Annotated in this window: 9 protein-coding genes; 4 read left to right on the forward strand and 5 right to left on the reverse strand. The window is 59.1% G+C overall.

Going from position 1 to position 9,021, the window contains the following annotated elements:
* Positions 1–151 precede the first annotated feature (151 nt).
* Positions 152–748: a CGNR zinc finger domain-containing protein gene (locus BM394_RS22165; protein WP_092981797.1), complete on the forward strand. Its 597-nt coding sequence runs from the start codon at positions 152–154 to the stop codon at positions 746–748.
* 465 nt (positions 749–1,213) lie between these two features.
* Here the strand turns inward: BM394_RS22165 and BM394_RS22170 are convergent, their stop codons facing one another.
* The 5 genes from BM394_RS22170 to leuC form a co-directional block, all read right to left on the reverse strand.
* Complete coding sequence (locus tag BM394_RS22170; protein ID WP_139235290.1) at positions 1,214–1,867, reverse strand: TetR/AcrR family transcriptional regulator; 654 nt, start codon at positions 1,865–1,867, stop codon at positions 1,214–1,216.
* Positions 1,868–2,021: 154 nt separating this feature from the next.
* Entirely contained in the window at positions 2,022–2,417 is a 396-nt protein-coding gene (locus BM394_RS22175; RefSeq protein ID WP_092981801.1) for a RidA family protein, read from the reverse strand.
* Positions 2,418–2,637: 220 nt separating this feature from the next.
* Positions 2,638–3,612 (reverse strand): aminotransferase class IV, encoded by a 975-nt coding sequence (locus BM394_RS22180; RefSeq protein WP_217643666.1) that lies wholly within the window; start codon positions 3,610–3,612, stop codon positions 2,638–2,640.
* On the reverse strand, positions 3,609–4,673 hold the full coding sequence (gene leuB / locus BM394_RS22185) for a 3-isopropylmalate dehydrogenase (RefSeq protein ID WP_092981803.1): 1,065 nt from the start codon (positions 4,671–4,673) through the stop codon (positions 3,609–3,611). The genes BM394_RS22180 and leuB overlap by 4 nt, the downstream gene beginning before the upstream one ends.
* Positions 4,670–6,070, reverse strand: coding sequence for a 3-isopropylmalate dehydratase large subunit (gene leuC / locus BM394_RS22190; protein WP_092981805.1), 1,401 nt, complete (start codon positions 6,068–6,070; stop codon positions 4,670–4,672). Before leuC ends, leuB begins: the two co-directional genes overlap by 4 nt.
* 181 nt (positions 6,071–6,251) lie before the next feature.
* On the opposite strand from leuC, the gene BM394_RS22195 reads away from it, so the two are divergent.
* The 3 genes from BM394_RS22195 (at position 6,252) to BM394_RS22205 (ending at position 8,982) form a co-directional block, all read left to right on the forward strand.
* Positions 6,252–7,865 carry a 2-isopropylmalate synthase gene (locus BM394_RS22195; RefSeq protein WP_207227263.1) on the forward strand — a complete coding sequence of 538 codons (1,614 nt, stop codon included), beginning with the start codon at positions 6,252–6,254 and terminating at the stop codon, positions 7,863–7,865.
* On the forward strand, positions 7,862–8,464 hold the full coding sequence (gene leuD / locus BM394_RS22200; RefSeq protein ID WP_092981811.1) for a 3-isopropylmalate dehydratase small subunit: 603 nt from the start codon (positions 7,862–7,864) through the stop codon (positions 8,462–8,464). Before BM394_RS22195 ends, leuD begins: the two co-directional genes overlap by 4 nt.
* 227 nt (positions 8,465–8,691) lie before the next feature.
* Complete coding sequence (locus tag BM394_RS22205; RefSeq protein ID WP_092972503.1) at positions 8,692–8,982, forward strand: DUF4158 domain-containing protein; 291 nt, start codon at positions 8,692–8,694, stop codon at positions 8,980–8,982.
* Positions 8,983–9,021: the final 39 nt, after the last annotated feature.

Genomic DNA, 9,021 nt, shown 5'->3' on the forward strand with positions numbered 1-9,021 from the left:
GCCGAACACGTCGGCGGCCACTTCGCCGCCCGAGACACGAATCCGCTGGGAAAGCGCCCACGGTGCCGACGAGGTCCGTGTGATCATTCCAACCACCTCCACGTAAGGGGTAAGATGAGCTTTGTCCGGTTACCCTAGCACAGAGTAAGCCATGAAAATAGATTTCTCCGATTACACCGTGGGGGCGGCGTTGGCCACCGCCCTGGTCAACACGTCCCCGGCGATACGACGAACCACCGACGAAGTCCTCACCAGCCCCACGGCCCTACGACGGTTCCTCACCGAACACGGCGTCACCACCGACACCACGACACCGGAGAACGTGCCCTCCGACGACGATCTCGCCCGCGTGAAGCGGTTACGGGAGGAGATTCGTACTCTTCTCGCGACCGGCGATGTCGAGGAACTCGTCGAAGGAGCGACCACGCTGCTGGCCCGGGCCACCGCGACTCCGACGGTGCTGCTCGACTCCCACCGGCGATGGCAGTGGGGCCTGGCAACCTCCCCCGACGCCTCCGTGGCGGAGGAACTGGCCGCACTGGTGTGCGCCGGGCTACTAGGAACACTGCACGCCTTGAGCCACGAACGCTTCCGACACTGCGCCGCCACCGAGTGCGACGGCATGTTCATCGACACCAGCAAAGCGGGACGACGCCGATACTGCACCCCCCAGATATGCGGAAACCGACAAAACGTCGCACGACACCGCGCCCGACAACGACACACCAAGCAGAACCCCCACCCCTGAGCGCGTAAACCGAGTTCGTGTGAAAACGAAGCACGGGTCAAAGCGACACATACGCGGCGAAGGTCCTGCTGTGCGCTGCCGGGCCCGGAAGTCCGATGTGGCGTAACCATGCCACCGCCGAGCAGCGGTTCCTGGAGGCAGATCGCCTCGGCACTCGATAACGCGGGCGTGTGCAGTGTGAGTGGCGGCGGGATGAGCTGGTGGGTAATAAGTCTGAGACAACTGGCTGGGAAGCCACGCTGCCGAGGACAGGCGGGCGAGCCCGCGGCCCGTCGTCTCCGCTGCTCTCATGGAAAACCTCGTGAGACAACCGTTCCCGTTCGGTCCATGGGACGCGATACCGTCCTCGCTCCACTCGGAAGTGGAACTCCCCACCCTTGCCGCCCCTGCCGGGCTGCCTAGTATTCTGAAGGAAGAGTCAGAATTTTCGCCTGGGTGCCAAGGAAGCGATGTGCTCACCGTTATTCAAAACCGTGATAATCCTGGCTGCGGCAGCTCTTTGACTTCTTTCGGGAGGATGGCACGCAGGATGGTTTCCCACATCTGTTCCACCTGCACAGACGACGGGGTGTTCGTTTGAGAACAAGCGACATCGAGTATCGATGTCTCGACCACAGATACAATACCGGTCGCGAACATGGTGAGAGTCAGCGGATCGGATGTGGGAGAGATTTTCCCCTCGGCCCCCGCCCGCTCACTGAGCGCATGGACGTGTGGCAACCATGAATCGTGCCAATTTGACGTGATTCTTTCACGCCCTAGCCGGTTCAACGCCCGTACAGAATCATCCTCCCGCAACAGGCGGATCAGTATGTAGGTGATGTCGATGATCACCTGAAGAGCAGGTGAGGAAGAGGTGATGACGCGGTTCGTTTCATCTTCGGTCACTCTCCTGCCATGCAGGCACACCGCTTCGGCCAGTGCACGTTTCGTCGCGAAGTGGAAAGTGAGTGCTCCCAGTGTTATCCCGGCTGTCCTGGCGATGTCCGTCAGTGTGGTTCCGGAGTATCCGTGCTGGGCGAACTCGAACGCACCTGCCTTCAGTGCACGATCGCGTGTTCGCAGTGCGCGTGTTTGTGGCATTTTCGATACATTCTTTTGCGTATAACAGCCGTTCAATGGCAGGGAGTTGCTCAGGTACCGCACGGCGGCGAATCACGTGATCGCCACAACCAGCTGGTGGCCGACGCTCAGTGCACGCGTCACGCGGGCCCAGATCCCGTCCGAGCCCGCGCGAAGACGGAAGGGACGACAAACCGTTGCCCCTGCCTACCTAGTCGGCCGACACGAGGGCGTCCGCTTCGATTTCGACAAGCAGGGCAGGGTTCGCCAGCTCGGATACGCCCACGAACGTGGTAGCGGGTCGGATATCACCGAAAACCGCGGAGTGTTCCCGAGCAACGCTGTCGAAATCCGACATACTGGTCAGGTACACACGTGTTCGAACGATGTCCGAGGTGTCGCCGCCGGCTTCGTTCACCGCAGCGGTGATGCGAGACAACACCTCGGCCGCTTGTTTCCCGGCGTCGTCGCCGCCTACCGGACCCTCGGGCCCCGAAGCCGTTGTCCCGGAGACGAGAAGCCACTCTCCCACCCGAACCGCACGGGAGAAGCCAACCACCGATTCGAACTTGGAACCGGAGGGAAACTGTTTACGCTCGACCGTCATCTGTACTTTCCTTTCGTGATCACACCGGGAAAATCCCTGGTATTGCTGACAGCAATAACACGGATGCTGATCCGCCGTTTCGACATCCGAACGGCGCTATGAACTACTCTGGTCCGACCGTGTTCCTGCTGGGTAAAATCGTGGTAGCGCGGCGGAGTCATTCGGTGCTTATCATGGCAACACGCCCCTGTTCAAAAATGGAAAAATATTTCCTGTTCAATCACCTGGCTGTGGCGACCGTGTCCGCTGGCACCGGAGTGAGCCAGTTCAGCCAATCAAAATCTTTTCCGGTAGCGGCTCCCTCGTACGCCTCCGAAATAGCTTGGAATACGGGGCTGTTCGCCGGGTAGTGATGATCGTCGATCGAGGAAACTGGGACTAGTTCACTGGCAGTTCCGGTAAGAAAAACTTCGTCTGCCGACCATAGGTCGGCCACCTCGACCGGTTCTTCGCATGTCGGAATTCCCAACTCACCTGTAAGGGCGAGCACTGAATCACGGGTGATTCCTTCCAAGATACTGTCGGATAGCCACGGAGTACGAACGACTCCGTCACGGACGAGGAAGATATTCGAGACCGTAGCCTCCGCTACGCGACCGGACAAGGGATCGAGCTGGATGGCATCATCGTATCCCGCGTCGACGGCGGAAGTCTTGGCGAGAGCGGAGGTGACGTAGGTGCCCACCGCCTTCGCCCGCGAAGGAAAAGACGAAGGCAACGGCCTGTCCCATGCGGAAATCGTGAGTTGAGTTCCCTCCGGTTTGCTCGCGTCGGTGTGTGCGTCCGGCGCGATGGGCCAAACCTCTACTCCCAAAGTGAACTCGACCCGACCAAGGTCGATGCTGAGTTCTGGTGCCGTCGCGAACAACCCGGGGCGGACATAGCAGTCCGACAGTCGACTCGCGACCGTTGCCCTGAGCACCGCGCTTCGCAGCCGTTCTAAATCGTAATCATGGCGAATCCCGATGAGACGGGCCGATTCCAGAAGCCTGGTCAAATGCTCCTCCAGACGGAAAAGAGCGGGACCGGTCGACGTGGAGTAGCACCGAATTCCTTCGAACACCGCAGTGCCGTGCTGCACACTGCTGCTGCCGAACGGGATGAGCCGTTCGGGGGAGTCGAGCGATCGATGCGAACCGTCCCAAAAAGTCACTGTAGACTCAATTGCACTCACCATCTCTTCCTCCTGGTTCACAATTCCGACAACAATGCTCGGGTAAATTCTTTGGTGGTCGTGGTACCGCCCAGATCAGGTGTCCGAAAACCCTTGTCCAGAACATCTCGGACAGCGATTTCGACGACATTGGCGACCGTGGACAAACCGAGCCCGTGGCGTAACATGAGTGCTGCCGAAAGAATCGATCCTATCGGGCTCGCCGAACCAGTTCCGGATATGTCGGGAGCTGATCCGTGTACCGGTTCGAATAATCCCCCGCGTACTCCGACGAGTGGGTTGGGTGGAGCGGGAAGCGAAGCACTCGGTAAGGAACCGAGGGAGCCGGCGATGACAGCTGTTTCATCGCTGAGAATATCACCGAACATGTTCTCGGTTAGCACGATATCGAATTGTCGTGGGTCGGTGACGAGTCGCATCGCGGCTGTGTCCACCAACAGGTGCTCCAGCTCGACTTCGGGGTATTCGCGGTCGGCGATATCTTGTACCACTTCACGCCACAGGCGGGATGTGTCCAGCACATTGGCCTTGTCAACCGAGGTCACCCGAGCACGTGAGCCTTTCCCGGAAGCCAGCTCGAAGGCTACACGGCTTATACGCTCGATTTCCTGTCTCGTGTACACGCAGGTGTCGAAGGCCTGCTGTGAAGTTCGCTCGCGTTGACCGAAGTACAGCCCTCCGGTTAGTTCCCGCACTACCGTGAGATCGGTCCCCTCGATACGCTCCGGTCTGAGCGGAGAGGTACTGTGCAGAGCGGGAAATGTCCGTACCGGCCGCAGGTTCGCATACAACGACAACGACGTCCGTAGTTCGAGTACTGCCTGCTCCGGTCGGGGGGCATGTGGGTCCGCCGGAGGTACGCCCGTTCCGACCGCGCCCAACAGAGTTGCGTCGGCTTCGAGGCATGAGTTCAAGGTTGCTTCCGGCAGCGGTGCACCTGTTTCGCTGACCGCACATGCTCCGATAGGTCTCTCGTCGAAATCGAAGGTGCCGACAGCGGACAACACTTCAACAGCGGCTTCCGTGACTTCGGGACCGATCCCGTCTCCGGGCAGTACCGTGATTCGAGGGTGGTCAGTCATAGTTCTCCCGGGGAACCGAGTCGTCCCAGAACAGCGGTCGCGGCAGCGACCGGTGGTGCCACCAAGTGGGTACGGGCTTCGTCTCCCTGACGTCCTTCGAAATTTCTGTTCGAGGTGGAAGCGCTGCGTCGTTGCGGGCCGAGTCGGTCTGAATTGACGCCGATACACATCGAGCATCCCGCGGAACGCCATTCAGCACCTGCCGTGCGGAACACCTCATCAAGCCCTTCGGCCTCGGATTCCAACCTCACTCGTGTCGATCCGGGAACAACCAACATTCTGACTTCGGGATCCACTCGTCGGCCGCGCAACACCTCAGCCGCGGCACGGAGATCTTCGATACGGCCGTTTGTGCAGGAACCCACGAAAACTGTGTCCACGGGAATCTCACGCAACGGTTTTCCCGGCGTCAGTCCCATGTATTTCAGAGCCTCTTCGGCCGCGTTACGCTTTTCCGGTTCGGAAAAGAGCGAGGGATCAGGGATGCTTTCGTCTAGCGGGCAGGACTGTCCGGGATTGGTCCCCCAACTGACCCAAGGACTCAGCTGTGAGGCATCGATCTCGATCTCACGATCGAAAGACGCATCCTCATCGGTCCTCAGCCGCGTCCAATGCGCCACAGCCTCGTCCCAGTCCTCCTCACTAGGAGCGAAATCCCTGCTGCGCAGGTATTCGAATGTGCGCTCGTCGGGCGCGACTAGCCCCGCGCGAGCCCCCGCCTCGATGGACATGTTGCACACCGTCATGCGCGCCTCGATCGACAACTCCCTGATCGCGTCGCCCCGATACTCGATTACGTATCCCTGCCCTCCTCCAGTGCCGATCCGTGCGATAACAGCAAGGATCAGATCCTTGGCGGTCACACCGGTCGGCAGGGAGCCGGACACGGTCACCGACATCGTTCGGAACGGGGCCAGTGCGAGACTCTGGGTAGCCAGCACGTGTTCGACCTCGCTCGTTCCGATACCGAACGCCAACGCACCGAGCGCCCCGTGCGTACTCGTATGACTGTCCCCGCAAACTACGGTCATGCCCGGTTGGGTCAATCCCAGCTGCGGACCGATGACATGCACTATTCCTTGATCCTCGTCGTGAAGATCGTACAGCCGTACTCCGAAATCACTGCAGTTTTTCCTGAGTGCCTCCACTTGTGCCCTGGATACAGGGTCGGTGATGGTGCGACGAGTCGTGAGTTCGGTCGGTACATTGTGATCAGCTGTTGCGACGGTCAGGTCCGGTCGACGAACTGATCGTTGTGCCAGCCGCAACCCGTCGAAGGCTTGTGGGCTGGTCATCTCGTGCAGAAGATGTAAATCTATGTAGAGCAGATCGGGTAGGTCGTTGGATTGATCCACCAGATGTTCTTGCCATATTTTTTCAGCCAGCGTGAGCCCCATGGATCCGACACTACAACATTCGTAGACGGATTAGGACAGTTGAGGATCTGGAGCCGGTAAATCTGTGCCGACGGGAGAATTACAGTACGACCAAAGTAGTATTGTCTATGGCTCTAAGAGTTACTCTGATTGTTTCGAGAGCGTGAGGCACACGGCGTTTATTCACTGCCAGGATCCGGACATGGTGTACCCCGCTGAAACCGGAAAACCTGAGATCCCGAGCATGCCGATTCACAAGTATCGTTCCTATCGGCCGTTCATGTTGCCCGATCGAACCTGGCCGGACCGAAAACCTCAGAGCGCACCCATATGGTGCAGCGTCGATCTGCGAGACGGCAACCAGGCGTTGCTGGAGCCCATGGATTTGGACCGCAAACGCACCATGTATGACCTGCTGGTGCGACTCGGCTTCAAGGAGATCGAGCTCGGCTTTCCGATGTCAAGCCGATCTGACTTCGAGTTCACACGCGATATTATCGACAGGGACGCCATTCCTGACGATGTCACGATCCAGGTCATGTCCCCGATTCGTGAGGAACTGATCGAGGACACGGTCAAAGCTCTCGAAGGAGCCCCCAGGGCTGTTTTGCAAATTTTCAACCCAACCTCGGTCACGCAGCGACGTGCTGTATTCCAGATGAGTCGTTCCGAGATCAAGAACATGGCTTTGCGTGGTGCCGAGACGGCGTTGCGGTTACGTGACTCCCTGCCTGGGACCGAGATTTATCTACAGTACGGCACCGAGTCCTTCACACAGACCGAGCCGGAGTTCGCGCTCGAAGTGCACAACGCGGTACTCGACCTGTGGCGTCCACGGCCCGAAGAGCAGGTTCGAGTCGTCCTGCCCTCCTCTGTGGAGTGCTACCCACCGCACGAGTTCGCCGACCGGATCGAATGGATGCACCGCAATCTCGCGTACCGGGACGCGATCACGTTGACACTGCACACACACAACGACCGTGGAAGTGCTGTCGCCGCCACAGAGCTGGCCTTGCTGGCAGGTGCGGACCGAGTCGAAGGGACATTGTTCGGTAACGGTGAACGAGCGGGGAATGTGTGCCTGATTACCTTGGCGATGAATCTGTTCTCCCAGGGGATCGATCCGCGTCTTGACCTCTCCGATATCGACGAGGCGCGAAAGATCACGGAATACTGCAATCGTCTTCCCGTGTCACATCGCCACCCTTGGGTGGGCGAATTCGTCTACACTTCGTTCGCTGGATCACATCAGGACGCGATCAACAAGGGCCTGCTCGACATGCAGGAGAACAGCTCGCAAGTATGGGATGTCCCATATCTTCCGGTGGATCCAAAGGACGTCGGTCGTGACTATAAAGCACTGATCAGGATCAATGGCCAGTCCGGCAAGGGAGGAATAGCCCACCTGATGCGCACCGAGCACGGGTACGAAATGCCGCGCAAACTACAGATCGAATTTGCCTCGGTGGTTCAGGAAAAGGTTGAGCACGGCGGCGAGGTTTCTTCGGAGCAGTTGTCGGAATGGTTCTCCGAAGAGTACCTGCAAGTGAACGGAAACGAGGTGGAGGGCACCACCGAAGATTGTGCCAACTCCGTGCTCGACGATCTGACTGGAGCGAAGGACGCGGCGAGCGATGTCCGAGAGGTGTGCTTTCAACCTCCCACCGGTTCTTCCGGGCTCTGGGTGGCTTACGCGGAGACCACCATCGGTACCACGACGCGTTGGGGCGTAGGAATCGGCAATTCCAAGGATGAAAGCCTGACTCGATGTATGCAGTCGGCGGCCAGGCGACTGCTCGAAGGGAGCACCGCATGAACCCTGAACCGATCTGCGGACACAGCGGGACCGCCGTCCCATTGCGTAGGGGGAGCGTCGACACGGATCAGATCATCCCCGCGGAGTTCTGCAAACGTTTGGGGCGAACCGGCTACTCGGACGCGCTGTTCAACCGCTGGAGAGAAGAACCTGATTTCGTGTTGAATCGAGCTGAGTTCTCAGATGCGACTGTCCTCGTGGCCGGTACTGATTTTGGAATTGGATCCTCGCGTGAGCACGCTGTGTGGGCGCTTCGAGATTTCGGATTCCGTGCCGTGATAGCCCACGGATTCGGCGACATATTCCGGAACAACGCCACAAAGAATCAATTGATTACCGCGAATGTTTCGGAGGAAGCGGTCAAATGGTTGTGGGATTTGCTCGACACCGAACCCGCATCCCAAGTTTCCGTTGACTTGGAGAAACGACTCGTAACCGCGGGCGAAGGGGAGGTGCACTTTGAAATCGACGATTACAGTAGGTGGCAACTGATCAACGAACTCGATGATATTCAGATCACCCTGCGACGCGGTGAATCCATAGATCGCTACGAGCGAAACCGGAGGCACTGGTTGCCAGGTGTTTCCGGGAGAGTCTGACCCTGTCGAACAATTATCAGGGACTAGCAGGGCGGGTGGGGAGCAGGTGCGTTGAACCGGCTTCCCACTGTCTTTCTGGTAGCGTTTTCCGGGACCATCGCATTGGACACGCACCAATTATGGAACGCTAGACAGCTCAGAACACCACAAATCTTGTCGGGGTGCTGGTGAGGAAGGTGTCATGAGCCGTCATTCGTTTCGGTTCGGGTGATCGGTAGCGTTCGCGCATGGTGTGGGAGGTGGATCAGGACGGGCTGGTCGTGCACTGGACGCTGGTCGGTGACGATCTGGACCGGGTGGCGGGCAAGCGTGATGCGGCGAAGCTGGGTTTTGCCTTGTTGCTGAAGCTGGTGCAGTCGTTGCGGTTCCGGTCGAACAACACCATGCACGCGCCGATCATCGACGGCGGCGAACTGGTGCGACGCTACGCCGACTCGAGTACGCAGACTTACCGCCGCGGTGAGCAGGTGCCCATCCGGGGTGTGGTGGGTGGGGACTGGCTGGAACTGCTCTACTGAGGCGGCCTCCAGCCGGGTGCAGCGCAGCGTCTACGAGCT

Origin of the sequence: Actinopolyspora lacussalsi subsp. righensis, from assembly GCF_900116555.1 — a bacterium.
Classification (GTDB): Bacteria; Actinomycetota; Actinomycetes; order Mycobacteriales; family Pseudonocardiaceae; genus Actinopolyspora; species Actinopolyspora lacussalsi.